The organism is Aestuariivirga sp., assembly GCF_020252395.1.
Lineage (GTDB): Bacteria > Pseudomonadota > Alphaproteobacteria > Rhizobiales > Aestuariivirgaceae > Aestuariivirga.
The window spans coordinates 79,594-105,015 of sequence record NZ_JADCDB010000020.1 but is presented as its reverse complement, the minus strand read 5'-3'; the positions used below and the strand labels follow the sequence as shown (position 1 = coordinate 105,015).

Sequence of the window (25,422 nt, the reverse complement as noted above, 5' to 3'; positions counted from 1 at the left end):
CGGTACCTGTTGCATGGCACCTTCGACAAACTATCATGTGAAAACAAATGAGCGTCAACCGGCAAAATTCGAACTATGCTGCGCCGCAATATTGCGTTAAACGAAAAAAAGTGAAATCATCCGCACCGCAAGTAATCGATCCCCTCTCGGACGGCGATGACGCGTAGCCGGTAGCGAAAGACCCATGGAGAACCTCAGTCCACGTCAGCACCAGATTCTTGCGCTGTCACGGCAACTTGGCAGTGTCGCTGTGGAGGATCTGGCGCAGCGTTTCGAGGTTACGCCGCAGACCATCCGCAAGGATTTGAACGAACTTTGCGACTTCAGGCTGCTTTCCCGCACGCATGGCGGCGCGATTCTGACCTCGGGCGTCGAGAACCTCGCTTACGAGGCGCGCCGTCTCATGGCCGCCACCGAAAAGGTGGTGATCGGCCGTCATGCCGCGAGCCTCATTCCCAACAACTGCTCGCTGTTCATCAACATCGGCACGACAACCGAGGAGGTGGCGCGCGCCCTTATCCTGCATGAGGGGTTGCTGGTCATCACCAACAACATCCACGTCGCCACCATATTGATGTCGCGCCCGAAAATCGAGGTGATCGTGGCCGGCGGCGTGCTGCGCCGGAGTGACGGCGGCATCGTCGGCGAGGCGGCGGCCGATTTCATTACGCAGTTCAAGGTGGATCATGCGGTGATCGGCGCCTCCGCCCTCGACGAGGATGGCGCGATGCTGGATTTCGACTACCGCGAGGTGCGTGTCGCCAAGGCCATCATGCAGAACGCCCGCAACGTCATGCTGGTGGCGGACGCGACGAAATTCACGCGCACAGCTCCGGTGCGCATCGGGGAGTTGTCGGACATCGACGTTTTTGTGACGGACCGGGCCCCGCCCGAGCCTGTCGCCGCCTATTGCAGGGATAACGCCGTCCACCTCGAAATCGCCCAAGGACACCCTGTGAATGACAACACGATGGACGCCGCCGAATGACTTATGACCTCTTCATTATCGGCGGCGGCGTGAATGGCTGCGGCATCGCGCGTGACGCATCGGGGCGCGGGCTCACGGTCTTTCTCGCCGAGCAGGGTGACCTCGCGTCGGGCACCTCCAGCGCCTCGACCAAACTCATTCACGGCGGATTGCGCTATCTCGAGCATTACGAGTTCCGCCTGGTGCGCGAGGCGCTCATCGAGCGCGAAGTGCTTCTGAAGGCGGCGCCGCACATCATCTGGCCTCTTCGCTTCGTGCTGCCCTGCCACAAGGGCCTGCGCCCCTGGCCCATCTTGCGCATGGGCCTGTTCCTCTACGATCACCTCGGCGGCCGCGAGATCCTGCCCGGCACGCGCGGCGTGAACCTGCGGACCGACGTCACCGGCGAACCGCTGAAGAACCAGTATGTCCGCGGCTTCGAGTACTCCGATTGCTGGGTCGAGGACGCGCGCCTCGTTGTCCTCAATGCGCGCGACGCGCAGGCCAGGGGTGCGGTGATCCGCACCCGCACCAAATGCATCTCCGCGCGCCGGGCCGAGGGCGTCTGGGAGATGACGATCGAAACCGCTGACGGCCATGTGGAGACGGTGCGCGCCAGGGCACTGATCAATTCCGCCGGCCCGTGGGTCAGCGAAATACTGGGCGCCGTCGTCGGCCGCAACGATCCGGACAAGATCCGCATGGTGAAGGGCAGTCACCTCGTGGTCGAGAAACTCTACGGCCATGACCGCTGCTACATCTTCCAGAACGCCGACGGCCGCATCTGTTTTGCCATTCCTTATGAGCGCGATTTCACCCTCATCGGCACGACGGACGAGGACCACAAGGGCGATCCCGGCAAACCGCAGATTTCCGAAGCCGAGGCAGACTATTTGCTCGGAGCGGTCAGCGAGTATTTCAAGAGGCCCGTGACGAAAGACATGGTGCGCTGGTCCTATTCCGGCATCCGCCCGCTCTATGACGATGGCGCCTCCAAGGCGCAGGAAGCGACGCGCGACTACGTTTTGAAGCTCGATCACTCAGAGGGTGGCGCCCCGCTTCTCTCGGTCTTCGGCGGCAAGATCACCACCTTCCGCCGCCTCTCGGAACACGCCATGGAAAAGATCCAGCCCTTCTTCCCGCAGATGGGCAAGCCGTGGACGCGTGATGCAGCGCTTCCCGGCGGCGACTTCGGCCATGACCAGGTCGAGCAGCACATTTCGGCGCTGGCGGCGAAATATCCCTTTCTCGACAAGGTCACCGTGCGCCGCCTGTTCAGGGCCTATGGCACCGATGCCGGGCGCCTGCTTGGCGACGCGCGCACTTCGGCCGACATGGGTCAAAGCTTCGGCCCCATCAGCGAACGCGAGATCGACTGGCTGTGCGACAAGGAATGGGCCCGCAATGCCGATGACGTGCTGTGGCGGCGCTCCAAGCTCGGTCTGCACACCACGAAGGCGCAGCAGGAGGCCCTGCGCACCTACATGGCATCTGCCAATGCGGTGCAGGACCTCAAGCGGGCGGGAGGCTGAATCATGGCGGACATGATCCTCGCGATCGACCAGGGCACGACCTCGTCGCGCGCCATCGTCTTCGATTCGAAGCTAAAACCCGTCGCCACCGGCCAGCAGGAGTTCCGGCAGTACTATCCGAAGTCTGGCTGGGTTGAGCACGATGCGGAGGAGATCTGGTCCTCCGTGATCGCCACCTGCCGGTCCGCGCTGCGCAAGTCGAAAGTGAAGCCGCAGGCGGTGAAGGCCATCGGCATCACCAACCAGCGCGAAACGGTGGTGATCTGGAACCGCCGCACCGGCAAGCCCATCCACAAGGCGATCGTCTGGCAGGACCGGCGCACGGCGGAGGATTGCGCGGCGCTCAAGGCCAAGGGTCTCGAACCGCTGTTCGGCAAGAAGACCGGGCTGCTGCTCGACCCCTATTTCTCCGGCACCAAGATCCGCTGGCTGCTCGACAATGTGAAAGGTGCGCGCGCCAAGGCGGAAGCGGGCGAACTCGCCTTCGGCACCATCGACTGCTTCCTCATCTGGCGCCTCACCGGCGGGCGCGTCCATGCGACGGACGCAACCAACGCCTCGCGCACGCTGCTCTACAACATTCACACCGGCGGCTGGGACGCGGAACTGCTGCGCCTCCTCGACGTTCCGAAAAATCTCCTGCCGGAGGTAAAAGACTGCGCCGCCGACTTCGGCGCCACCGATCCGGCCCTGTTTGGCGCCGCGATTCCGATCTGTGGCGTGGCCGGCGATCAGCAGGCCGCCAGTATCGGACAGGCCTGCTTCGAACCCGGCATGATGAAGGCCACCTATGGCACCGGCTGTTTCGCGTTGCTCAACACAGGCGGGACGGCCGTGCTGTCGCGCAACCGGCTTCTCACCACCATCGCCTATCAGCTGGATGGCGAGCGCACGTATGCGCTGGAAGGCGCCATCTTCATCGCAGGCGCCGCGGTGCAGTGGCTGCGCGACGGGCTGAAGCTGGTGAAAACCGCGGGCGAAACCGGCAAGCTGGCGCAGCAGTCCGATCCCAACCAGCACGTCTATCTCGTGCCGGCTTTTGTGGGCCTCGGCGCGCCTTACTGGAATGCCGAGGCGCGCGGCGCCATCTTCGGCCTCACCCGCGCCACCACGGCGAAGGAACTGGCCCGGGCAACGCTCGAGTCGGTCTGCTACCAGACCCGCGACCTGCTGGAGGCGATGCGGAAGGATGTTGGCCACGCGCAGAACACCATCCTGCGCGTCGATGGCGGCATGTCCGCCTCGGACTGGACCATGCAGCAACTCGCCGACATGCTTGACGCGCCGGTTGACCGTCCGCCGATCCTGGAGACCACAGCACTGGGGGCGGCTTATCTCGCCGGCCTGAAGGTGGGCATGTTCCCCGAGCCCGCGCGCTTTGCGAAATCCTGGAAAAAGCAGAAGCGCTTCACGCCAAAAGTGAAGCCGGCAGAACGCGACGCGAAATATGCGGGCTGGCAGGACGCCGTCCGCAAACTTCTCGCTTGATCATGCCGCCTTCAGCACGAAGCGTGTGATGAACCGGAAAAACAGCGGATAGGGCAGCGTCCGGAGGATGCGCAGAATGGCCACGAAGCGCCGCGGATAGGCAATCTCGAAACGTCCCTCCGCCAGGCCTGCGATGGTGCGGCGCGCCGCCTCGTCCGGCTGCATCAGGAAGGGCATATCAAAGTCGTTCTGTGCCGTCAGCGGGGTCGCGACGAACCCGGGATTGATGACGCTGATGCGCACCCCCTTCAGCTTCATCTCGGGTTCGAGGCATTCCGCAAGATTGATCAGCGCCGCTTTGGTCGGCCCATAGGCCGCCGCTTTCGGCAACCCCATGAAACCCGCGACCGAGGCAATCCACGAGATCTGCCCCTTCCCGCGCGCCATCATGCGTGGCGCCACGGCGGCCAGGCAGTTCACCACGCCCATGTAGTTCGTCTCCATGGTATGGGCGAATAATTTCGGATCGATACTATCGATGGCGACCGGCGCGTAAGTGCCCGCCCCGAACACCACAAGGTCGATCGGACCTAGTTCGGACTCGATACGTTCGGCGGCGGCCCGGCAGGCATCCGCATCGGTCACATCTAACGGTATCGACACTATACTTGGACCGAACGCCCCCAGCTTTTCGGCCGAGCGCGCCGATGCCGCGACGTTTACGCCCGCTGCCGTCAGCTGCAGCACGATCTCCCGGCCGATGCCGGTGGAGGCGCCGGTGACCCAGGCCGTCTTCCACGGCAGGGATTGCGCCACGCCTCAGATACCCACGAAGGGCTGCAGCAGGCGCGCGGCGAAGGACTTGAAGCGGGTGGGGCTTTCGGTGGCGACCAGGCAAATGCAGTCGCCGTCCTGTTCCACCACCGGGCGATGCTCGATCTCCTCGTCAAGGTCAGCGACATCACCGGCGGCGAAGCGTCCCATATGGTCCACATAAGCGCCGTTCAGCACCATGGTGATCTCCTCGCCGCCATGGCCATGCTCCGGCATGGCGCGCCCGGCGCCGATGCGCAACAGGCGCAACTGCCCCTGGGCGGAGGATCCGAGCTTCACATCGTAGATCGCCACACCGGGGGCTTTCCTCTTCCAGCCCAGCTCGTCGAGGCTGGACACGGGCAGCAGGCTGGCCAGGGCGCGCGGCAGCGCCGGACGCGGCGCGGCAACCGGCAGGCGGTACAGCCCGGCCTGTTCCAAGGCGGCGAAGGTGCGGTTGCGGCAGTCGTCGGACACGGCCAGGTTCCCGGCGCTTTCCAGAAACTCGCCGCCCAGCGCCTCGGCCGCGCGTACTGCGCCGCGGCAGACCGGGCAGACGCCGACATGCGCGGCTGCCACCACCGAAAAGGCCTCGCCAAGCGTGCCCGCCGCATAGGCAAGCAACGTGCTGTCGTCGAGATGATGGTTCGGGATCAAAGTCCAGTCTCCAGAATGCGGCGCAGGTGCCCATAGGCAAGGCGCATGCGCGATTTCACGGTTCCGAGAGGGATCGCAAGCTTGGATGCGATCTCGCTCTGCGGCAGCTCTTCAACAAAAGACAGCACAAGGATTTGCCGCTGCTCCTCCGGGATCGCCTGCAGGGCCCGGGCGACCAGCCCGTCCTCCTGCTTGCGGCCCAGCAGCTCCTCGCCTTCGGGCGCCTCCGACGGCTCGTCATAATCGCCGAGTTCCGTCGTCGGCATGTGCACGTCGCGCCGGACCCTGTCGATGCGCAGGTTCCGGGCGATGGTGAAGACCCAGGTCGTCACCGACCCCTTTGTCGGTTCATAGAGAGCCGCCTTGGTCCACACCGCAATCATCGCTTCCTGCACCAGGTCCTCGGCCAGTTCGGCGGAGGTATTCTTGCGCATCATGAAGCTTTTGAGGCGGGGCGCGAAATGATCGAACAGCTGGGCGAATGCCTGCCGGTCGCGATTCTGCGCCACCCTCGTTATCAGCGAGCGGAACAGCGTTTCAAGCCGCTGTTTCTCCTCGTCTTTACGCCTGTCTGCCAGTTCCATCACGGCATACATAGCATGTCCCCTGTTTCCGAGCGCTACGCTTTCGTGCTAGGGGCGGATCACCTGATCCGTGCCTCTGGACGGGGCGTAACACAGCGTACCAAAATATAGGCCGCACGTGAAAACCCGCCATATTGCCGTCGTCGGATCCGGAATTTCAGGCCTGTCGGCGGCCTGGCTTCTGTCGCGCACCCACCGCGTCACCCTGATCGAGGCCGATGCCCGGCCGGGCGGCCATTCCAACACGGTGGACTGCGAGGTCGATGGCGTCGACATTTCGGTTGACACCGGCTTCATCGTCTACAATCCGCCGGCCTACCCCAACCTGACCGCGCTGTTCGCCCAGCTGAAGGTGCCGACAGTTCCCTCGAACATGAGTTTTGCCGTGTCCATGGGCGGCGGCGCCTATGAATATGCAGGTTCCGGCCTGTCCCAGCTCGTCGGCCAGCCGAAGAACCTGCTGAACCCTGGCCACTGGCAGCTGATGCGCGACATTCCGCGCTTCTTCAAAACGGCACTCGACCGGCTCTCGACCCTTTCGGATGACGTGACGCTCGGCGCGTTCCTTAAGTCCGAGGGCTATTCCGATTATTTCCGCGACCGGCATCTGCTGCCCATGGCGGGCGCCATCTGGTCTGCGGCGCCTGGCGACATGCGCGATTATCCGGCACGAGCCTTCATCCGCTTCTTCGAAAATCACGGGCTGCTCAGGATCAAGAACCGGCCGCAGTGGCGCACTGTCAAGGGCGGCTCGCGCGAATATGTCTCACGCGTTATCCGCGATGGCGCTTTCGAGACGAGGCTGCGCACCCCCATCGCCGCCATCCGCCGAGGCCCCAATGGCGTGACGCTGCGGGCCGTCAACGGCCAGGAGCAAGCCTTCGACGACGTGGTGCTGGCCTGCCACGCCGACCAGGCCCTCGCCATGCTGTCTGACGCCTCGCCGGAAGAACGCCGCCTGCTGTCCTGCTTCCGCTACTCGCGGAACCGCGCGGTTCTGCACCGTGACCAGCGGCTGATGCCGAAGCACCGCCGCCTGTGGGCCAGCTGGAACTACCTCTCGGGCCTGCCTCCGCATGGCGGCGCCGCGAGTTCCGTCACCTACTGGATGAACAAGCTGCAGCCGCTCTCCGTCGGCGTGCCGGTCTTCGTCAGCCTCAATCCGCTCACCGAGCCCGATGTTTCCAGGGTGCTTGGCGAGTTTGACTATGCGCATCCGGTCTTCGATCCGGCAGCCATGGCCGCCCAGCGCGACATGTGGACGATCCAGGGCGCGCAGCACACGTGGTTCTGCGGCGCCTATATGGGCTCGGGCTTCCACGAGGACGGCATCCAGGCGGGCCTCGCGGTGGCGGAGCGCCTCGGCTGCCTGAAGCGCCCATGGTCGGTCGCCAACGAATCCGGCCGCATTCATCTTGGGCCCCAGGACCCGCAGTCGCCGGTCATTCAGGTGCCTGCCGAGTGATGGCCGAAAGCTGCCTCTACCACGGCGAAGTGGTGCACCGGCGGCTGAACCCGCTGCGCCACGAACTGCGTTACCGGGTCTTCAACCTGCTGGCTGACGTCGACGAGCTGGACGCCCTGCCGCGCCGCCTCAGGCTTTTCAGCTACAATCGCCTCAATCTCTTCTCGATCATGGATCGCAACCATGGCCCGGGTGACGGAACGCCGGTGCGCGATCATGCATGGGCGCTGGTGCGCGCGGCGGAAGGCGGAGTTGACGTGCGCCGCGTCTTCATGTTCTGTTATCCGAGCGTGCTCGGCTATGTGTTCAACCCGGTCACCGTCTATTTTGGTCTCGATGGCGAAGACCGGCTGCGGCTGATGATTTATGAAGTGAACAACACCTTCGGCGGGCGGCATTCCTATGTGCTGACGGTGGGTGACGGGCTGGCTCAGACAGCGCCCAAACATTTCTTCGTCTCGCCCTTCAACGCCGTGGAGGGGCACTATACCTTCAACTTCACCGCCCCGGAAGAGAAGCTGGCGCTGGGCGTGGCGCTCAGCGTCGATGGCAAGCCGGTGCTCAAGGCCTATGTCAGCGGCACCAGGAAGCCTTTGACGGATGGCAATCTGCTCCGCTCCTTCCTCGGCATTCCGCTCCTGACATTGAAGGTGACGGGAGCCATTCACCTTCATGCCTTGAAACTTTGGTGGAAGGGCCTCAAGCTCAACCGGCGCCCCACCGGTCCGAACCACACCGTCGATTACCTTCCCGAGGTCCGTTCCCAGCCATGACCACCGAGACACTGCATGCCCGCGAGAGCCTGATCGGACAGGTCATTGCCGCCGCCGGCCGGCGCATGATGCCGCGTGACCTCACAGGCGGCATGACGCTGACTCTGCCCTCGGGCCGCCAGCACCGCATCGGCTTCCAGAAGCCTGGCATTCACTGCGACCTCACACTGCGCAACTTCCGGCCGGTGTTTTCCGCCATGCGGCGCGGCGCCGTGGGCTTTGCCGAAAGCGTCATGCTGGGCGACGTCGACAGCACCGACATCACCGCCGTGCTGCGCTTCTACCTGAAGAACCGCGACGCGCTGAACCGCGCAGGCAGGTCCGTTTTCTTCAAGAGCCTGAGCGACCGCCTGTTCCATCTGCTGCGCCATAACACGCGCGCCGGCGCCCGCCGCAACATCAGTGCCCACTATGATCTCGGCAACGGCTTCTACAAGCTCTGGCTCGACCCGACGATGAGCTACTCCTCGGGCTTTTTCGGCGCCGGAGCGGAGACGCTGGAGCACAGCCAGGCCGCCAAGTACCGGCTGGTGATCGATGCGCTTGGCCTCGAGGGCCGCTCGGACATTCTGGAGATCGGTTGCGGCTGGGGTGGCTTTGCCGAGGTGGCGGCCGATCGCGGACACCGTGTCACTGGCCTCACCATCTCGCGCGAGCAATGGGAATATGCCCGCGCGCGGCTGGGCGATCGCGCCGAGATTCGCTTTCAGGATTACCGCGACACGCCGGAGCAATTCGACGCAATAGTCTCGATAGAAATGATCGAGGCCGTGGGCGAGGCGAACTGGCCGACCTATTTCAAGGTTCTGCATGACCGGCTGAAGCCGGGCGCCGCGGCTGCTGTGCAGGCCATCACCATCGACGAGACCCTGTTCGACGGTTATCGCCGCAAGGCCGACTTCATTCAGCGCTTCATCTTTCCAGGCGGCATGCTGCCGGCAAAGCGCATCCTTGCCGAGCAGGCCCGGCGCGCCGGGCTGAGCTTCGAGACCTTTAAACTTTTCGGGCAGGATTATGCCCGCACGCTGATGCTGTGGCGCGAACGTTTCGAGGCCGCGTGGCCCACCATCGCAAGGCTGGGTTTCGATGAGAAGTTCCGCCGGCGCTGGTGCTATTACCTTTCATATTGCGAGGCGGGCTTCCGTGAGGGGTCGATCGACGTCGGCATCTACCGTTTCCGGCGGGCAGGGTGATCGGCTTGCATCGGCGCGCCGTAAGGCAGACATGCTTAAGCGCAACGACACCGCTCCGTTCGACCTGCTCTCCTGGCTGGAGGGCCGAAGCCACGCCATCGGGGTGGTCGAAGACCGTAAGGGCCGCGTCCGCCGCCGCTTCACGGTGGACTTGACCGGCACGGCGCAAGGCGATGCGCTGCGCCTTCACGAGCGGTTCGTTTTCGCGGATGGCGAGCGGCAGGAGCGCACTTGGGTGCTCACCCGCGGCTCAGACGGCACATTTTCCGGCCGCGCCGAAGATTCGGCGTCGGACGCGCGGGGCTGCTTTGCCGAAGGTGCGGCCTATATGTCGTCCGAGCTGAAGCTCAAGATCGGCAATCGGATCATTGCCATGCGCTTCGATGACGCGTTCTACCCGTCGGGGCCTGGCCTGGTGCTCAACCGCTCCACCATGAGCAAGTGGGGCGTACGTCTTGGTCAAATCCTCATCCAGTTCCGCAAGGACGGTCAACGCTCGCCATAGAGCATGCCGTAGACAATCGGCCGCAGCGTCAGCATCAGGCTGTCGGCCATTGCGGCATGGCCTTCGGCCGAGGGGTGGAGGGCGCCAACGGTTTCCGAGAACACCGCGGCGGACGCCTTTTCGTCGATGTTGCCAAAGCGGTCTCGCACCTTCTGATTGACCACCATGTAGGCGTCGTTGAAGCTGCGCACCCAGCGCTGGCGCAGCGCGTAAGGAAAGTTCTGTGCCGACGGGTCGTAGGGCCGCCAGCTGCCCTCCTTGCCCAGGAAGCTGGTCTGGCAGGTTTGCGTGTCACGCGTGGCGGAACCGTAGCACGGGATCATCAGCTGCTCCGCCGGGTCGGCGATGCGTTTGACATTCTGGGCGCAGAAGCCATGACCGTCGAACATCTTGTCGGCGTAAATGCGGCCCGCGAAGGTCCAGCCATGGTCGCCCGCCAGGTCGCGCATCCTTTTGTAGAGCGACGCGAATTGCGCGCGTACTTTGGCGAGGCGGTCAGGACGCGCAGTGAGCCAGGACGAGAACATGTCAAGCGACTGATTGGCGGCATAGCGGTCCTCGTCTTCGCCGCCGCCATCCTCCGGCGAAGCGTCGCAGATCTCGCCTGCCTCGTTGGTGACAAGGTCCGGGTAGGCGGTGAGGATGACGCGCGACGGGTCGAACACGCCATCACCGGCGGAGACGACCGGCACCGTCCGCTCCAGCGCCGCGGCGAGCTGCGCATAGGCGTCCGGCAGGACGTCGCGCATGCGCGTGGCGAACTCCTCGGCGTCGACCGTGGCGCCGAAGAAGGAGGCAATGGCGGAAGAGGCGGAGTCGCGCAGTGAAGCCCACGCGACGACGTTGGAGAAGCCGATGTCATTGCCGCCGACCGACAGAAACACGAAGTCGAGCGGGCGGCGGAAATCATTGCCCGGGCAGGTGGGCAGCCCGCGCTTCACCTCCGGCGTGGCGCGGCACAATTCCTTGATGAGGCGGTAAAGCTGCGAATCCTTGGCGCCGCCCGCGATCTGGGGGGCCGCCAGCTGCGCCGAACGCTCGGTGCTGGCCACGCGCTCGACATAGCTTTGCGGCCCGAGGATGCCTTCGGCGATGCTGGCCCCGGAGCAGGTGTAATCGAGGAAGGTGACGGAGGCCTGCGGGTTCTCGACTGCAATCTGCAGCGCGGCGCGCAGCTGCTGGCCGTAGAGCGAGCGATGGCAGAGTTCATCCGTCCATTGCGCATTGCCGCCGGCGTCGTTCTGGCGGCGGAGGGGATAGAAATTCCGAAGGCGGCGGGTGTCGCTGAAGGCGACAGGCAGGTTGGGATTGCCCTCGCCCGAGGCGAAACTGTCGCCCAGCCCGGCGATCAGCAGGTCCCTGACACGGGCCTCGGTGATGATGGGGGCTTCGCCCACCACATTCACCGATATTTCCGAGCCGCCCGGATAGGGGAGCTCGACACCGGGACCGCTCACCCGGTCGGCACAGGAGGCCTGGGCGACAAGCTGCCCGCCGATCCGCCATTGGCAGGCCGCGGTGGCGGGCACGGCCGGGCCGGACAGCCACATCTCGATCGCATGCGATTGCGGCGCAATATAGGCATCTATTCCACCACAGGCGGAGTGCTTTCGCTTCTTCGCATCGTAGCACAGCGCGTTCTGGCCCTTGGCGGCCCAGCCGCGCCAGTCGAAGTTCTGGCGCAGGATGCTGCTGAAGGCGATGAAGCGGTCATTGAGCACGTGCTCGGAGCCGATGACGGAGGTGCGGGCGACGAGGGAATCGCGCTCATCCGAAGCCATGCCCCGCTGGTCTATGTGGAGCAGATACTGGCGCCAGGCACTTTCATGGAGCTTGAAGAAACCCGGGTCTTGGAACAGCCGGAACCGGTTGCTGACCTGCCATTCGATCTTGAACTGGCTGGTGGACAGGGTCTGCGCCCCGGCCGGAAAGGCGGCGGCGGAGAGCAGGAATGCAATCATGAGAAACAGCCGGTACATGACTAGTTTCTTACACCAGAAAACCGGCCAAGTTAGGGCAAGGATTCATGAAAAATCATGAAAAATCGGGGTTGGCGCGGGCGATGATCACCCGGATGCCGGCGTCCATGAGCATTTTGTGATTTGCGTCGGTGAGGCTGTCGTCGGTGATGAGCGTTCCGATGCGGGACAGCGGCATCATGGGGTTCCGGGCGCGCATGCCGAATTTTCGGCTGTCGGCCAGCACGATCACTTCATCCGCCCGATCGAGCAAAAGCGCGGTTTCCCTCACCACCAGAGGATGGGATTCCTGCATTCCCGCCGGCGCTATGGCCTGCGCGCCAAGGAAGAATTTCGACGCATAGAAATCCGGCGGCCCGGCCTGCGGCGAATGGACGATGCCCGGTTCGCGGTAGAGTTCGCCGCCGGCCAGCGTCAGGTGGCAGGTGCCGTTCTGCCACAACGTGGCGGCGAGCGGCATCGAATTGGTATATATTCTTACGTTCCGGTTGGCCAGCAGCAGCGCGAAGAGATAGCAGGTTGACCCGCCATGGATGATCAGCGCGTCGCCATCCTGCACCAGCGCCGCCGCCTCCCTCGCTATGGCTTTCTTGGCGGCCACTCCCAGCATCTGGTTCTCGGTGAAGGGCCGGGCCGTGACCCCCTCGAGGCTGCCCGCCTCGGCGGCGGCAATGCCGCCAAAAACTTTCCTCACCGCGCCGGCCGCATGGAGTTTGGCGATGTCGCGGCGGATCGTGGCGGGGGAGGCGTCGACCACCGCCTGCAGGTCGCGCACCGAGGCGAAAGGCCGGTCCCTCAGCAGGTCCAGCATCAGCTTGTGGCGCTCGGCTTCAGTCATCCGCGATTCCAGCCCGTGTGAGCGACTTTGCTCATTTGTGCAATGCAAAAATCACTCGAAGCTCATAAACTAACTCACTTGACGCTTCTTGCTCACGGATGTCTATTATCGCTCACCGCTGGGGCACTGTAAACTGCCCCTTCGAGACCCGTGGACAAACTGAATCACGGCCGGCGGCTTGTGGAATGGGAGCGAACGCATGCGAGCCGATGAGATTGGTGCCGCTGCGGCAGTTGGGGCCGCGCTTCCGATCGAGTTGCGCGGCATCTCCAAATCCTTCGCCGGCATCACGGTGGTGAACAGCGTCAGCTTCGACATGCGCCCGGGCGAGGTGCATGCCCTGATGGGCGAGAATGGCGCCGGCAAATCCACGCTTATCAAGATCATGGCCGGCCTCTACCAGCCTGACGCAGGCGAGATCCTGGTCAATGGCAACGCGGTCCGTTTCGCCTCGCCGAAGGAGGCTCATGCCGCCGGCATCGCCACGGTCCACCAGGAGCTGCTGCTCTTCCCCGAATTGACCGTCGCCGAGAACATTTTCCTCGGCCAGACGCCCAAGACCGCACTTGGCACCATCGACTGGACCGCCATGCGCCGCCGCGCCCGCCAGCTGCTCGAGGAACTCGACAGCGGCGACCTCGACATCGACCAGAAGGTCGTCCACCTCTCGGTCGGCAACCGCCAGAGGATCGAGATTGCGCGGGCGCTTGCGCAGGATGCGCGCGTGCTGATTATGGACGAACCCACCGCGGCGCTGGCCGAGCAAGACGTACAGCGCCTGATGAGCATCGTGCGCAGATTGCGCAAGCGCGGCGTGGCCATCGTCTATGTCAGCCACCGCATGCCGGAGATCTTCGCGCTGGCCGACCGGGTCACGGTGCTGCGCGACGGCAATCTCGCCGGCGCCAAGCCCGTCCCGGAGGTCGACGAGCCCACGCTGGTCTCCATGATGGTCGGCCGCTCCATCGACCGTCTCTATCCGGCGAAACAGGGGAAGGACGGGGACACGATCCTCGAACTCGCCGGTGTCGCCCACCGCAGCGTGGTGCAGGATATTTCCTTCAAGCTCCACCGCGGCGAAATCCTCGGCCTCGCCGGTCTCGTCGGTTCGGGCCGCACCGAGACGGCGCTGACCATCTTCGGCGTCACGCCGGCCACCGCCGGCCAGATCCTCATCGACGGCAAGCCCGCCATCATCGCCTCGCCCGGGCAGGCGCGCGACCTGGGCATCGCCTATGTGCCGGAGGACCGCGCGCACCAGGGATTGATCCGCCCACAGACCATTGAGGACAATATCGCGCTCGCCAACCTCAGGCGGCTGACGCGGGGGCTTTTCGTCGATGCCGCGAAGGTGGCGGCGGAGGCGCGCGGCGCCATTGCCCGCTTCGGCATCAGGGCGCGGGGTCCTGAGCAGCCGGTGCGCCAGCTTTCCGGCGGCAACCAGCAGAAGGTGGTGCTGGCGAAATGGCTCGCCACCAACCCGCGCATCCTGATCATGGACGAGCCCACCCGCGGCATCGACGTTGGCGCCAAGGCGGAAATCCACCAGCTGATGCGAAAGCTCGCCGGCGAGGGCATGGCCATCCTGATGATTTCCAGCGAACTCCCCGAAGTGCTGGGCATGAGCGACCGCGTGCTGGTGATGAATGGCGGCCGCATCGTCGGCCAATTCGACAAGGAACACGCCACGGCCGAGGCGGTGGGCACGGTGATGACGCGGAGCTACACCAGGGAACAGGCCGCATGAGCGGCGCCGCCTTCTCCCCCGGGCGCTCCAATCTGCAGCGCTTTCTCTCGGGCTATGGCCAGGAGATCGTGGTGCTGCTGTCCATCGCGGCGCTCTTTGCCGTGGTGGGCGCGGTCAATCCGCGCTTCCTCTCGGACACCAACATCAATTCGATCTTTGCGGGCAACGCCTATATCGCCATCGCCGCCATCGGCATGTCGATGATCATCATGGCAGGCCACATCGACGTTTCGGTGGGCGCCCTCATCGGCGTCATCGCCACCATCGCCGGCACGCTGGCGGTGAAGGGCTATCCGATCTGGATGGCTTGGAGCGTGCCCATCATCTTCGCCATCGCGGTGAATGCCGCCGTAGGCACGCTGGTGGCCTATACGCGAATCCCCTCGATCGTGGTGACGCTCGGCATGCTGTCAATCCTGAAAGGCGGCCTCATCAGCGCCACGCAGGGTGAGTGGATCACCAACATGCCGGCCGAATTCATGATCGCTCAGATGCGGCCCTTCGGGATTCCCTCCGCCGTATGGTTCATGGTGGCGCTGACGATCATCGCCGCACTCTTCCTGCGCTATACCGACTTCGGGCGTTCGATCTATGCGGTGGGCGGCAACATGGAGGCGGCGCGCGCGGCAGGCATCAATCCGGAGCGCACCGTGATCGGGGTCTTCGCGCTGCACGGACTCTTCGCTGGCATCGCCGGCATTCTCTTTGCCACGCAACTGCAGGTGATTCAGTCCACCGTGCCGCCCAATCTGGAACTCACCATCATCACCGCCTCGGTGATCGGCGGCGTCTCGATCCTCGGCGGCACGGGAACGGTGATCGGTTCCACGCTCGCGGCCATCCTCTTCGCCTGCATCGGCTCGGCGCTGATCTTCCTCAACGTCTCGGCCTACTGGCTCCGTGCCGTGCTGGGCTTGATGATCCTTGCCACCGTGCTTGCCGACATGGTCCGCCGCCGGAGGGACAAATGACGGCGGCCAAACTCTTCCGGCACGAGACCATCCTCGCAGCACTGACCGTGATCGCGATGATCGTGCTGGCCTCGCTATCTGACAAGTTCTTCACCGCCGAAAACCTGCTGAACCAGGGCCGCCTGATGGCGGAGGTGGGTCTCATCTCACTTGCCATGACCTTTGTCATCGTCACGGGCGGTATCGACCTCTCGGTCGGCTCCATCCTCGGCCTCACCGCCATCCTGCTCGGCGTATTCTGGAAGAACCTCGGGCTGCCGCTGCCCGCCGCCATCCTCCTCGCCATGGTCTGCGGCACTTTCGCGGGCTTTGTGAACGGCCTGATCATCACCCGCTTCAGCGTGCCGCCCTTGATCGCCACGCTGGCAACCCTCGCCCTCTACCGCGGCCTCGCGGAAGGCATCAGCGAGGCACGCTCCGTGCGGGGCTACCCCGAGTGGTTCTTCTTTTTCGGCCAGGGCGAGGTGCTGGGCGTTCCGTTCCAGCTCTGGGTGCTGGGAATCGCCACGGCGATCGCCGCCGTTATCCTGGGGCTGACCCCCTTCGGCCGCGCCACCTACGCGACTGGCGCCAATGAGGTGGCCGCGCGCTTCTCCGGCATCCGCGTCAATGCGGCGAAGCTGTGGATTTACACGGCGTCCGGCTTTTGCGCGGCACTCGCGGCGGTTATTTTCGTGTCGCGCGTCACCACCACGCGCTCCGACATGGGTACCGGGCTGGAGCTCGACGCGATCACCGCCGTCGTGCTCGGCGGCACCTCGATCTTCGGCGGGCGCGGCACCATCATCGGCACGGCGCTGGGATTGATCCTGATCCAGGCACTGAAGAACGGACTGGCGCTCTCGGGCGTCAAAGGTGACGGCACCATCGTCGTCATCGGATTGGTTTTGATCGGCGCGATCCTGGTGGGCGCGCTGTTCGACAGGAACAGAGGCGGCTGACCAAGGGAGGCTGTCTCCGGCTCAACCGCCTGTGAGCGAGGAGACGAACATGGGAGAAACAACATGAAGAAACTGACGCTCGCCGCCATCGTCGGCCTCGGCCTGATGAGCGGCTCAGCCCTTGCCGCTTCCGCCTGGACGGGCGGCGACGATTTGCCGACCAGCCCGCTCGCCTGCGACGGCACGCCGGCGGCGGCGGTTGCCAAACCCTATGACGGCGGCGTTCCCACCAACCCGCCGGACCGCAAGGGCAAGAAGATCACCGTGGTCGACGTGCCGAAGCTGATCGGCATCGGCTACTTCAACGCCACCTCCAAGGGCATCGCCGGCGCCGCCGCCGAACTCGGCAATGTCGATGCCAAGACCGACGGCCCGACCAAGGCCAACATCGACGAGCAGATCACCTTCATCGACAACTACATCACCTCCGGCGTCGATGGGATCCTGTTCGCCGCCAATGACCCCGTGGCCATCGCGCCGGTGCTGAAGAAGGCGCTGGAGAAGGGCATCAACGTGGTGGGCTATGACGCCAACTCGACGCCGGACGCACGCCAGTGGTTCGTGAACCAGGCGCAGTTCAACGGCATCGCCAAGTCGCTGGTGGACAACATGGCCAAGGAAGCGGGCGAGGATGCGGGTGTCGCCATCGTTACCTCGACCTTCACCACGCCCAACCAGGCGCGCTGGATCGCCGAGATGGCGGCCTATGCCGCGCAGTGCCACCCAAAGATGAAGTGGCTCGAGACGGTGGAAGCCCAGGAAGACAACAACCTGTCCTTCAACCAGGCCACCACCCTCATCAACAAATATGGCGACGACCTGAAGGGCATCTTCGGCATGACCTCGGTGGCAACGCCTGCCTCGGCGGAAGCCGTGACCCAGGCGGGGAAGTGCGGCAAGATCGCGGTCGTCGGCCTCGCCACGCCGAACGCCATGAAGCCCTATGTCGAAAAGGACTGCGTGAAGTCCGTGGTGCTGTGGAACCCCGTCGATCTCGGCTACGCCGCGATGCAGGTTCTGCGCGCGGTGGCTGACGGCACGCTGCAGCCAGGCGCCACCTCGGTGAAGGCCGGAAAGCTCGGCGATCTCCAGGTCATCAACGGCTCGGAGATCCTGCTCGGCTCGCCCTACACCTTCACCAAGGAAAACATCGGCCAGTTCGACTTCTAATCCCACCCTGAGCGCGCCGGGTTCGCCCCGGCGCGTTCTACCTCCTTTGACAAGTGAGAGTCACATGAGCAATTCCGCCACCGTCCCGTCGCTGTGGGATGATGCCAAGGCCGCCAGTCTGGACGAGCCGGGCCTCCTCCTCTATCGCTCCAACCTCCTGGGCGCGGATTTGCGCATCACCAATTTCGGCGGCGGCAACACATCCGCTAAGATCGCGGCCAAGGACCCGCTGACCGGCGAGGCCACAACCGTGCTGTGGGTCAAGGGTTCCGGCGGCGACATCGGCTCGATGAAGCTCGACGGCTTCGCCACCCTCTACATGAACAAGCTCGAGAGCCTGAAGGGCCTTTACAAGAGCCTCGAACAGGAAGACGCGATGGTGCACGCCCTCAATCACTGCACCTTCGACCTCAACCCGCGCGCCCCCTCGATCGATACCTGCCTGCACGGCTATGTGCCCTACCTGCACGTCGATCACGTCCATTCCGACGCGATCATCGCCATCGCGGCCTCCGAAGACTCCGAAAGGCTGACGAAGGAGATCTTCGGCGATGAGATGGGCTACCTGCCCTGGCAGCGCCCCGGCATCGACTTAGGGATCAAGCTGGGCGAGATGGCAAGCAAGAACCCGCAGTATGTTGGTGTCGTGCTCGGCAGCCACGGCCTGTTCACCTGGGGGCACACGGCGAAGGAGTGCTATGACACCACGCTGCGCATCATCAACAAGGCTGCCGTCTGGCTCGACCGTAACACGGCGAAGCCCGCCTTCAAGGGTGCAAGGGTCGAAGCCCTGCCGGAGGCCGATCGCCGCGCCGTGGCGCTGCGCCTGCTGCCGGAGATTCGCGGCCGCATCTCGAAGCATGAGCGCAAGATCGGTCATTTCGTCGATTCTCCGGAAGTGCTGGAGTTCGTGAACTCAAACATGCTGGAGACGCTCGCCCCGCTCGGCACCTCCTGCCCCGACCATTTCCTCCGCACCAAGATCCGGCCGCTGATCGTTCCGCACGATGCGGATGGCGCGGCGCTCGACAGGCTGATCGGGGGCTACCGCGCCGGCTACGCGGCTTATTACGAACGGTGCAAGCACGCCAACTCGCCGGCGATCCGCGACCCCAATGCGGTGATCTACCTGGTGCCGCGCGCCGGCATGCTGTCCTTCGCCAAGGACAAGGCGACGGCGCGGATTGCGGCGGAGTTTTATGTCAATGCCATCAACGTGATGCGCGGCGCCTCCGGAGTCTCGGCCTACAAAGGCCTGCCCGAGCAGGAGGCCTTCAACATCGAGTACTGGCTGCTGGAGGAGGCGAAGCTCGCCCGCATGCCGAAGCCGAAGAGGCTCGCCGGCCGCGTGGCCTTCATCACCGGTGGCGCCGGCGGCATCGGCTCCGCCATTGCCGCCAAGATGCTGGCGGAAGGCGCCTGCGTGGTGCTGGCCGACATCGACCAGGCTTCTCTCGACGAGGTGACGGGCGGCTTCGCCAAGACGTATGGCAAGGACAATGTCCGCGGCGTGAGGATGGATGTGACTTCCGAAGAGGCCGTGGTAAAGGCCATGGACGAGACAGCGCTGGCCTTCGGCGGCGTCGATATTGTGGTGAACAATGCCGGCATCACCATCGCGGCACTGGTGGAGGACACGACCCTCGATCTCTGGAACAAGAACCAGGCGGTGATGGGAGCTGGCTACTTCCTCGTCGGCCGGGAGGGCTATCGCCTGCTGAAGCGGCAGAACCTCGGTGGCTCAATGGTGTTCATCTGTTCCAAGAATGCCGTAGCAGCATCGCCCGGCGCATCCGCCTACTGTGCCGTGAAGGCCGGGGAGCTCCATCTTGCCCGCTGCATGGCTCTGGAGGGTGCACCGCATGGCATTCGCGTCAACGTCGTGAACCCTGATGCCGTGTTGCGCGGCTCCAAGATCTGGCAGGGGCCGTGGCGCGAGCAGCGCGCGGCCTCGCTCAGGATTTCGGAGGACGAGCTTGAGGAGCATTACCGCAAGCGCTCGCTGCTGCAGCGGTCCGTCTACCCCGAGGACATCGCGGAGGGCGTCTACTTCTTCGCCTCCGACCTGTCCAACAAGTCCACCGGTAATTTCCTGAACGTCGATGCCGGGAATGCGGCATCCTTCACAAGGTGATTCGATGAGCTTTGCGATCCTGGCCGATTTCATTGCCACCGAGAATGCCCGTCACACGCCAGCGCTTGCAGAGGACTATGACGCCCTCGGACGCCAGTTGGCGCGGCGTGGCATCTCGATTGAGGCGATGACGGAGCGCGCCATGGCCTATGCCGTCGCCGTTCCCACCTGGGGAGTGGGCACTGGAGGAACGCGGTTCGCCCGGTTTCCAGGCCCCGGCGAGCCCCGGAACATCCACGACAAGCTGGAGGACTGCGGGGTCATCAACCAGCTGACGCGCGTGACCCCCAATGTGTCACCGCATTTTCCATGGGACAAGGTGAACGACTATAATGGGCTGCGGCAGGAGGCGGCGAGTCACGAGCTGGGTTTCGATGCGGTCAATTCGAACACTTTCCAAGATCAGCGCGGCCAGAGGCTGTCCTATAAATTCGGTTCGCTCACTCATGCGGACGGCGCGACGCGCAAGCAAGCTGTGGAGCACAATCTCGAATGCATCGAGATCGGCAGGCAGCTCGGATCGACGGCACTTACGGTATGGATCGCCGACGGCTCGAACTTCCCTGGCCAGTCCAACCTCAATGCCGCCTTCGACCGGTACATGGCGTCGCTGCGAATCATTTATGACGCGCTGCCGAAGGACTGGCTCGTCTTCCTTGAACACAAGCTTTATGAGCCTGCCTTCTACGCGACGGTGATTTCCGACTGGGGCTCGAGTTTCATGGCCGCCCTCGAACTGGGGCCGAAGGCACGCTGCCTGGTCGATCTCGGGCACCACGCGCCCAACACCAACATCGAGCAGATCGTGGCGCGGCTGATTCGCGCACGGAAGCTCGCGGGCTTCCACTTCAATGATTCGAAGTACGGCGATGACGACCTCGATTCGGGTTCGGTCGATCCATTCCGGCTCTTCCTGGTGTTCAATGAGCTCGTCGACGCGGAGATGCGCCAGGCGGAAGGCTTTTCACCTGCCTACATGATCGACCAGTCGCATAACGTGACGGACCCGATCGAAAGCCTGATGGCTTCGGCCATTGAAATCCAGCGTGCCTTCGTTCAGGCCTCGCTGGTCGACCGCGAACTGCTGGAAGCGGCTCAGAACGGGAGCGACGTGATGCTGGGCCACCGCATTCTCAAGCAGGCCTTCATCACCGACGTGTCGCCCATCCTCGCCGAAGCGCGCCGGCGCAAGGGCGGCGCCATCGACCCGCTCGGCCTCTACCGGTCGAGCGGTTATCGCGCGGAGAAGACGAAGGAGCGGCCACCGTTCGAGGGCACGTCCGCCGGCATCGTCTAGCGCAGCGGGTCCTCAAGTGCGTTTGTACCTGAGGGCGGAGAGTTGCTCCTGAATCTGGAGCATTTCTTGCACCTCAAGCGATTCCACTCGCTCACGCGATGCTTTAGGCAACGAGACTTTCGAGAGCACTGTGGGTCTTTTCGATCTGCAGTTTCAGTTCGTCCTGGCGGTTCTTGAGCAGATCGAGATGCTGCTTGAGGTGGCGTACGGCCTTCTCGCTCGACAGCACGTCTTCCTCCGGCGTGAGCATGTCCAGGATCTCGCGGATCTGAGCGATCGGCACGCCCAGGCGGCGGAGCGTGAGGATATTCTTCAGCCGGCGCACATCGCTTGCCAGATAGGTGCGGAAGCGGCCATGGCGGGGCGGCGAGATGAGTTCAACCCGCTCATAGAAGCGGATCGTCTTGGGATCCGTGCCGGTGAGCTTGGCCAATTCCCCAATGAACAGAAATCCATCCTGGGGGAGAAAACTGCCTCCTGATGACATCGCCGTGCCGTCGTCGATCTGATTGTCCATGGCCTCTAATCTCCTGAAAGTTGAAGAATTCACCAATGTGCAACTTTAAACACCCAAAGAATCTCGCGTCAAGAGTGTATGATGGCTAATTCACACCTTTGCCATGTGTACACAAGATAAACGTCCTCCTTTTCTTTACTTGAAGCCTTGAAATACACCAAGTAGAATTAGATATATTAAATGGAAATACGATTCCAATTCACGGTATTTGAGCCATAAATACTTCCATCTTGGAAGTGTAAATGCATGATATTAATATATTTTAACTAAATGTTAACGGGCTATTCTCGAAACTGGCACTGTCAACCGCGTGAGTCCTTTCGCCGGGCTCGCCAACAGGGAAAGCAGATTGCCACCATGATCATTCTCGTGGACGACCGCACCGAGGTGACAGACGCCTATCGCAGCAGCTTCGGCCGGGAGGGTGTTTCCGCCGCGAGCTTCACCCCCACGGATTTCGCCAACTGGTTTCACTCCACCAGTGGCCCCGACCTCGCCGCCGTCGAAGCCTTCATCCTTGGCGATTTCCTGCAGCGCGAGATGTTGACCCGGGCGATCAAGACTCGGTCCGAGGCGCCGGCGATTGCGCTCAATGATTCGACGGGCCTCGAATCGACGCTCAAGCTCTTCGCCGCCGGGGCAGATGACGTGGTGCGCAAGCCCGTGCATGCCCGCGAGATCATTGCCCGCATCAGCGCCATCCGGCGCCGCAACACGCCCGCAAGCAAGGCCACCGACCTTGGCGACCTGCGCGTGTTCAACGACGGGCGCGACCCGGAGGTGGCCGGGCGCACCCTGGTGCTGCCACGGCGCGAGCGGCGCATCCTCGAGTACCTCGCCGCCAACCGGAACCGGCGCGTGAGCCGCAACCAGATTTTCAATGCGGTCTACGGCCTGTTCGACGAAGAGGTGGAGGAGAGCGTGGTGGAAAGCCACATCAGCAAGCTGCGTAAGAAGCTGCGCAGCATGCTGGGCTACGACCCGATCGACACCAAGCGCTATCTTGGCTATCAGCTGCTGAGCCGCGAGCAGGCCGCCTCAGAGGCCGCCTGACAGGGCAACCGCGATGTCGCGGAACGGATCGGCCGATGGCGGGTCCGCGGCCAGCTGGCTCAGCACCCTGTAAAGCTTCGGGACGAGTTCCACCGCGCGGTCGAGTTCCGCATCGGCCCCCGGCACATGGCCGCCCATGGCCCGCAGGTCGCGTGTGTCCTCGAAGCGGGCGGCGAGGCGCTTCAGTTCCTGCACCACCCTGGCCTGGTCGGCGGTCCACACCCGCTGCGCAAGCCGCGACAGCGACGACAGCAGATTGACCGCCGGATAGCGGCCCTGCTCGGCAATGGCACGATCCAGCACGATATGCCCGTCGAGCGTGCCGCGCACCGTGTCGGCCACTGGGTCATTGTGATCGTCGCCATCGACGAGCACCGCATAGATGCCGGTGATGGTGCCCTGACCCTCAACGCCAGGGCCGGCGCGTTCGAGAAGCTGCGGGAGATCGCTGAAGACGGATGGCGGATATCCCCGGGCTACCGGGGGCTCTCCCGCCGCCAGCGCCACCTCGCGGCAGGCATGAGCATAGCGCGTGACCGAGTCCATGATCAGGAGCACATTCTGCCCGAGGTCGCGGAAGTGTTCGGCAAGTGCGGTCGCCAGCTGCGGGGCAAGGCGGCGCATCATAGCACTCTCGTCACCGGTGGCGAGGATCGTAACCGCCGTCTGCGCTGCCGCACCCAGCGTGTGCTCGACGAATTCTCTCACCTCGCGGCCGCGCTCGCCCACCAGCGACACGATCACGCTGTCGAAGGCGGAGGCCCGCGCGATCATCGACAGCAAGGTGGACTTGCCGACACCCGATCCCGCGAAGACGCCGAGCCGCTGGCCGAGGCAGAGGGGCGTGAAGGCATCGAGCACCCGCACCCCAGTGCTGAACCCCTTCGACACGATCTGGCGCGACATGGCCGCGGGAGGTGCGGATGCCAGCCGCACGGCGCGCTCGCCCCGCACCAAGGCTTCCCCGCCATCGGCGGGCCGTGCCAGCGCATCGATGATGCGGCCGCGCCAGCTTCGATGCGGATAATAGAGAAGTTCGCCGCGGGGATGCACGGGATCGCTGAGCGCCACGGGGGCGCGCTGGTCATAGGGCTTGCACTGCGCCACGTCATGGTCGAGGCGGATCACCTCCGCCAGCACCGCGCCACGCGCCGTCCCTATCTCCACAAGCGAGGCGAGCTGCAGGCTGCGCGACAGCCCGCCAACATCGACGGCCGAAGGTCCCAGGGCGCGCACATCGCCCACCGGCCGCGCAAAGGGCAAGTCCTGCGCGGCAGCGCGGACGCGCCGCGCAAGCGCCTGCAGCGGAAGCTGAGGACCTGTGGCAGTCATGCTCACCCGCCGCGGGCGCCGAGGCCCTGGATGGTTTCGCGCAGCGCCTGGTCACGCTGATCGAGGCTGGCGCTCATCGCCTCGAAGGCGCGCTGCACCGCGATCAGCCGTGTCATCTCCATCACCGGATTGACGTTCGATTCTTCCACGAAGCCTTGCACGATCCCATCGCGGGTGAAGTCGTCGACCGGTACCGCGGCCGTTGCCGGGATAAAGGCCGAATTCTCATAGCGGCTGTAGCCCTTTGCGAAATCGAGGGTGAACAGCCCAAGGGCGCCTATGGTGCGGCCGTTCTGCCGCAATGCTCCGTCATTTCCGATATCCAGCGTGCCGCCCTCGGGATCGGCGGTGAGCGGCGCTCCGCCGGCGTCGAGCACGGCGTGACCTTCGAGAGTGACGATATCGCCCGTGGGCAGTATCTGCATGCGCCCGTCGCGGGTGTAGGCGGTGCCTTGCGGCGTGGCAATGGCAAGGAAGCCCTGGCCGCGTACCGCCACATCGAGGGGATTGCCGGTCTGCTTGAAACCTCCCCCCGACAGATCCACATGCGGGCCGCCGCCGAAGGCGAAGCTGGTTTGGAATGGCTGGGTCTTCGACACCACCGTGGCGAAGGTGACCGCCTCCGACTTATAGCCCGCAGTACCGGCATTGGCGACATTGCTGGCGATGGTTTCAAGCCGCCGGGCAAGGGCGATCTGGCCGGAGAGACCGACGGGCGTGTTGATGTCCATCAGCGGCCATAGCTCCGGAGCATCTGCATGCTGAGCAGCAGGGAATTGTCGAAGCTGGCCAACGTGGGGCGGACGAGCCCCACTTGCGGCACCGACTCTCCGGAAACCCCGTTGGCCGCCTGCCAGCGTGCGGTAAAGCGCGTGAGAAAATTGTCGAGCTTCACCGGATCCTTGAAATCATCAACGCTGATCTTGGCGCCTATAAAGGCCGCCTGCTTGTCAACGTCCGTATTGGAATAGGCCGTGGGAAGGCCCAGCGCCGTCTGCACCACCTTATACAGCGCGGGATCGCCCATCAAACCATAGACGCTCTTCATATCCGGAGCCTTGCGCTGGAAATAGAGAGCCAGCTTGACGCCCTCGTCGTTCTGGCCCGCATCGGCCTCGAGCTGGATGCGCAGAAAGCGGTCGACCGTGCCCTGCTGGGCGCGCTCGAAGGCCGTAGCTGTGCCGCCATAGCGCGCGAAGTTGAAGGTCTCGGCGAAGTCGCGGAAACGCGGGTCGGCAAGCTGCAGCGCGAAGCTTTTCGCGCCATCCACCCCCTCGGCGAGCACCTTGCGCATGAAGGCCTTGCCGTAGATCATGTCCTTCAACCCGAAGGCCGTCATCGCGAACTGGTAGAGACGGTCGTTGCGCAGGAACTCGTCCACCGACTTCACCTTGCGGATATTGGAGAGATAGTAATCCGCCTCGCGCTTGACCTCAGGCCGCTGCGAAAGGGTGCCAAGCGTCTTGTCGATATTGCGCGCGATCTGCTGGAATCTGGCGACAGTGCCGAACATGGGCTTTCCTCCG

Annotated in this window: 23 protein-coding genes; 14 read left to right on the top strand and 9 right to left on the bottom strand. The window is 64.0% G+C overall.

Features of this window, described 5'->3' with window-relative positions; translation table 11 throughout:
- Nucleotides 1–184: 184 nt before the first annotated feature.
- From IOC82_RS10510 to glpK, 3 genes are read left to right on the top strand one after another with little or no spacing between them, the layout of a single operon-like run.
- Nucleotides 185–988: a DeoR/GlpR family DNA-binding transcription regulator gene (locus IOC82_RS10510; protein WP_290546137.1), complete on the top strand. Its 804-nt coding sequence runs from the start codon at nucleotides 185–187 to the stop codon at nucleotides 986–988.
- A complete protein-coding gene (gene glpD / locus IOC82_RS10505) occupies nucleotides 985–2,499 on the top strand; it encodes a glycerol-3-phosphate dehydrogenase (protein WP_290546136.1) in 1,515 nt (504 codons plus the stop codon). The genes IOC82_RS10510 and glpD overlap by 4 nt, the downstream gene beginning before the upstream one ends.
- Before the next feature lie 3 nt (nucleotides 2,500–2,502).
- Entirely contained in the window at nucleotides 2,503–3,987 is a 1,485-nt protein-coding gene (gene glpK, locus IOC82_RS10500) for a glycerol kinase GlpK (protein WP_290546135.1), read from the top strand.
- Here the strand turns inward: glpK and IOC82_RS10495 are convergent, their stop codons facing one another.
- The 3 genes from IOC82_RS10495 to IOC82_RS10485 are packed head-to-tail and all read right to left on the bottom strand — an operon-like array spanning nucleotide 3,988 to nucleotide 5,993.
- Nucleotides 3,988–4,743 carry an SDR family NAD(P)-dependent oxidoreductase gene (locus IOC82_RS10495; protein ID WP_290546134.1) on the bottom strand — a complete coding sequence of 252 codons (756 nt, stop codon included), beginning with the start codon at nucleotides 4,741–4,743 and terminating at the stop codon, nucleotides 3,988–3,990. It abuts the gene before it with no gap.
- A gap of 3 nt (nucleotides 4,744–4,746) precedes the next feature.
- On the bottom strand, nucleotides 4,747–5,397 hold the full coding sequence (locus IOC82_RS10490; RefSeq protein WP_290546133.1) for a ChrR family anti-sigma-E factor: 651 nt from the start codon (nucleotides 5,395–5,397) through the stop codon (nucleotides 4,747–4,749).
- Nucleotides 5,394–5,993 (bottom strand): sigma-70 family RNA polymerase sigma factor, encoded by a 600-nt coding sequence (locus tag IOC82_RS10485; RefSeq protein ID WP_290546132.1) that lies wholly within the window; start codon nucleotides 5,991–5,993, stop codon nucleotides 5,394–5,396. The genes IOC82_RS10490 and IOC82_RS10485 overlap by 4 nt, the downstream gene beginning before the upstream one ends.
- Before the next feature lie 106 nt (nucleotides 5,994–6,099).
- Here IOC82_RS10485 and IOC82_RS10480 point away from each other — a divergent pair, with 106 nt between their 5' ends.
- From IOC82_RS10480 to IOC82_RS10465, 4 genes are read left to right on the top strand one after another with little or no spacing between them, the layout of a single operon-like run.
- Nucleotides 6,100–7,446 carry an FAD-dependent oxidoreductase gene (locus IOC82_RS10480; RefSeq protein ID WP_290546131.1) on the top strand — a complete coding sequence of 449 codons (1,347 nt, stop codon included), beginning with the start codon at nucleotides 6,100–6,102 and terminating at the stop codon, nucleotides 7,444–7,446.
- Entirely contained in the window at nucleotides 7,446–8,219 is a 774-nt protein-coding gene (locus IOC82_RS10475; protein WP_290546130.1) for a DUF1365 domain-containing protein, read from the top strand. The genes IOC82_RS10480 and IOC82_RS10475 overlap by 1 nt, the downstream gene beginning before the upstream one ends.
- The gene (locus IOC82_RS10470; protein ID WP_290546129.1) at nucleotides 8,216–9,412 is read left to right on the top strand and encodes a cyclopropane-fatty-acyl-phospholipid synthase family protein; all 1,197 of its coding nucleotides are present in this window, start codon (nucleotides 8,216–8,218) and stop codon (nucleotides 9,410–9,412) included. Before IOC82_RS10475 ends, IOC82_RS10470 begins: the two co-directional genes overlap by 4 nt.
- Before the next feature lie 31 nt (nucleotides 9,413–9,443).
- A complete protein-coding gene (locus IOC82_RS10465) occupies nucleotides 9,444–9,917 on the top strand; it encodes a DUF3833 family protein (RefSeq protein WP_290546128.1) in 474 nt (157 codons plus the stop codon).
- Here IOC82_RS10465 and IOC82_RS10460 read toward each other — a convergent pair.
- On the bottom strand, nucleotides 9,902–11,896 hold the full coding sequence (locus IOC82_RS10460) for a hypothetical protein (protein ID WP_290546127.1): 1,995 nt from the start codon (nucleotides 11,894–11,896) through the stop codon (nucleotides 9,902–9,904). The genes IOC82_RS10465 and IOC82_RS10460 overlap by 16 nt on opposite strands.
- A 55-nt stretch (nucleotides 11,897–11,951) precedes the next feature.
- Nucleotides 11,952–12,734, bottom strand: a complete 783-nt coding sequence (locus tag IOC82_RS10455; protein ID WP_290546126.1) for a DeoR/GlpR family DNA-binding transcription regulator — start codon at nucleotides 12,732–12,734, stop codon at nucleotides 11,952–11,954.
- A 199-nt stretch (nucleotides 12,735–12,933) separates the two neighbouring features.
- Here IOC82_RS10455 and IOC82_RS10450 point away from each other — a divergent pair, with 199 nt between their 5' ends.
- The 6 genes from IOC82_RS10450 (at nucleotide 12,934) to rhaI (ending at nucleotide 20,994) form a co-directional block, all read left to right on the top strand.
- Nucleotides 12,934–14,481, top strand: coding sequence for a sugar ABC transporter ATP-binding protein (locus tag IOC82_RS10450; RefSeq protein ID WP_290546125.1), 1,548 nt, complete (start codon nucleotides 12,934–12,936; stop codon nucleotides 14,479–14,481).
- Nucleotides 14,478–15,452 (top strand): ABC transporter permease, encoded by a 975-nt coding sequence (locus IOC82_RS10445; protein WP_290546124.1) that lies wholly within the window; start codon nucleotides 14,478–14,480, stop codon nucleotides 15,450–15,452. The genes IOC82_RS10450 and IOC82_RS10445 overlap by 4 nt, the downstream gene beginning before the upstream one ends.
- Complete coding sequence (locus tag IOC82_RS10440; RefSeq protein WP_290546123.1) at nucleotides 15,449–16,393, top strand: ABC transporter permease; 945 nt, start codon at nucleotides 15,449–15,451, stop codon at nucleotides 16,391–16,393. Before IOC82_RS10445 ends, IOC82_RS10440 begins: the two co-directional genes overlap by 4 nt.
- A 63-nt stretch (nucleotides 16,394–16,456) precedes the next feature.
- Entirely contained in the window at nucleotides 16,457–17,563 is a 1,107-nt protein-coding gene (locus IOC82_RS10435; protein ID WP_290546122.1) for a substrate-binding domain-containing protein, read from the top strand.
- Between the two features lie 64 nt (nucleotides 17,564–17,627).
- Complete coding sequence (locus IOC82_RS10430; RefSeq protein ID WP_290546121.1) at nucleotides 17,628–19,697, top strand: bifunctional rhamnulose-1-phosphate aldolase/short-chain dehydrogenase; 2,070 nt, start codon at nucleotides 17,628–17,630, stop codon at nucleotides 19,695–19,697.
- Between the two features lie 4 nt (nucleotides 19,698–19,701).
- On the top strand, nucleotides 19,702–20,994 hold the full coding sequence (gene rhaI / locus IOC82_RS10425) for an L-rhamnose catabolism isomerase (protein WP_290546120.1): 1,293 nt from the start codon (nucleotides 19,702–19,704) through the stop codon (nucleotides 20,992–20,994).
- A gap of 103 nt (nucleotides 20,995–21,097) precedes the next feature.
- Here the strand turns inward: rhaI and IOC82_RS10420 are convergent, their stop codons facing one another.
- A complete protein-coding gene (locus tag IOC82_RS10420; RefSeq protein WP_290546119.1) occupies nucleotides 21,098–21,511 on the bottom strand; it encodes a MerR family transcriptional regulator in 414 nt (137 codons plus the stop codon).
- A 357-nt stretch (nucleotides 21,512–21,868) separates the two neighbouring features.
- On the opposite strand from IOC82_RS10420, the gene IOC82_RS10415 reads away from it, so the two are divergent.
- On the top strand, nucleotides 21,869–22,564 hold the full coding sequence (locus tag IOC82_RS10415) for a response regulator transcription factor (protein WP_290546118.1): 696 nt from the start codon (nucleotides 21,869–21,871) through the stop codon (nucleotides 22,562–22,564).
- Here the strand turns inward: IOC82_RS10415 and IOC82_RS10410 are convergent.
- Genes IOC82_RS10410 through IOC82_RS10400 form a run of 3 tightly spaced genes read right to left on the bottom strand, consistent with a single transcriptional unit; the run spans nucleotide 22,550 to nucleotide 25,409 of the window.
- Nucleotides 22,550–23,896, bottom strand: coding sequence for a FliI/YscN family ATPase (locus IOC82_RS10410; protein WP_290546117.1), 1,347 nt, complete (start codon nucleotides 23,894–23,896; stop codon nucleotides 22,550–22,552). The genes IOC82_RS10415 and IOC82_RS10410 overlap by 15 nt on opposite strands.
- Before the next feature lie 2 nt (nucleotides 23,897–23,898).
- Nucleotides 23,899–24,627: a flagellar basal-body rod protein FlgF gene (gene flgF, locus IOC82_RS10405; RefSeq protein WP_290546116.1), complete on the bottom strand. Its 729-nt coding sequence runs from the start codon at nucleotides 24,625–24,627 to the stop codon at nucleotides 23,899–23,901.
- Nucleotides 24,627–25,409, bottom strand: coding sequence for a DUF1217 domain-containing protein (locus tag IOC82_RS10400; RefSeq protein ID WP_290546115.1), 783 nt, complete (start codon nucleotides 25,407–25,409; stop codon nucleotides 24,627–24,629). Before IOC82_RS10400 ends, flgF begins: the two co-directional genes overlap by 1 nt.
- Nucleotides 25,410–25,422 lie beyond the last annotated feature (13 nt).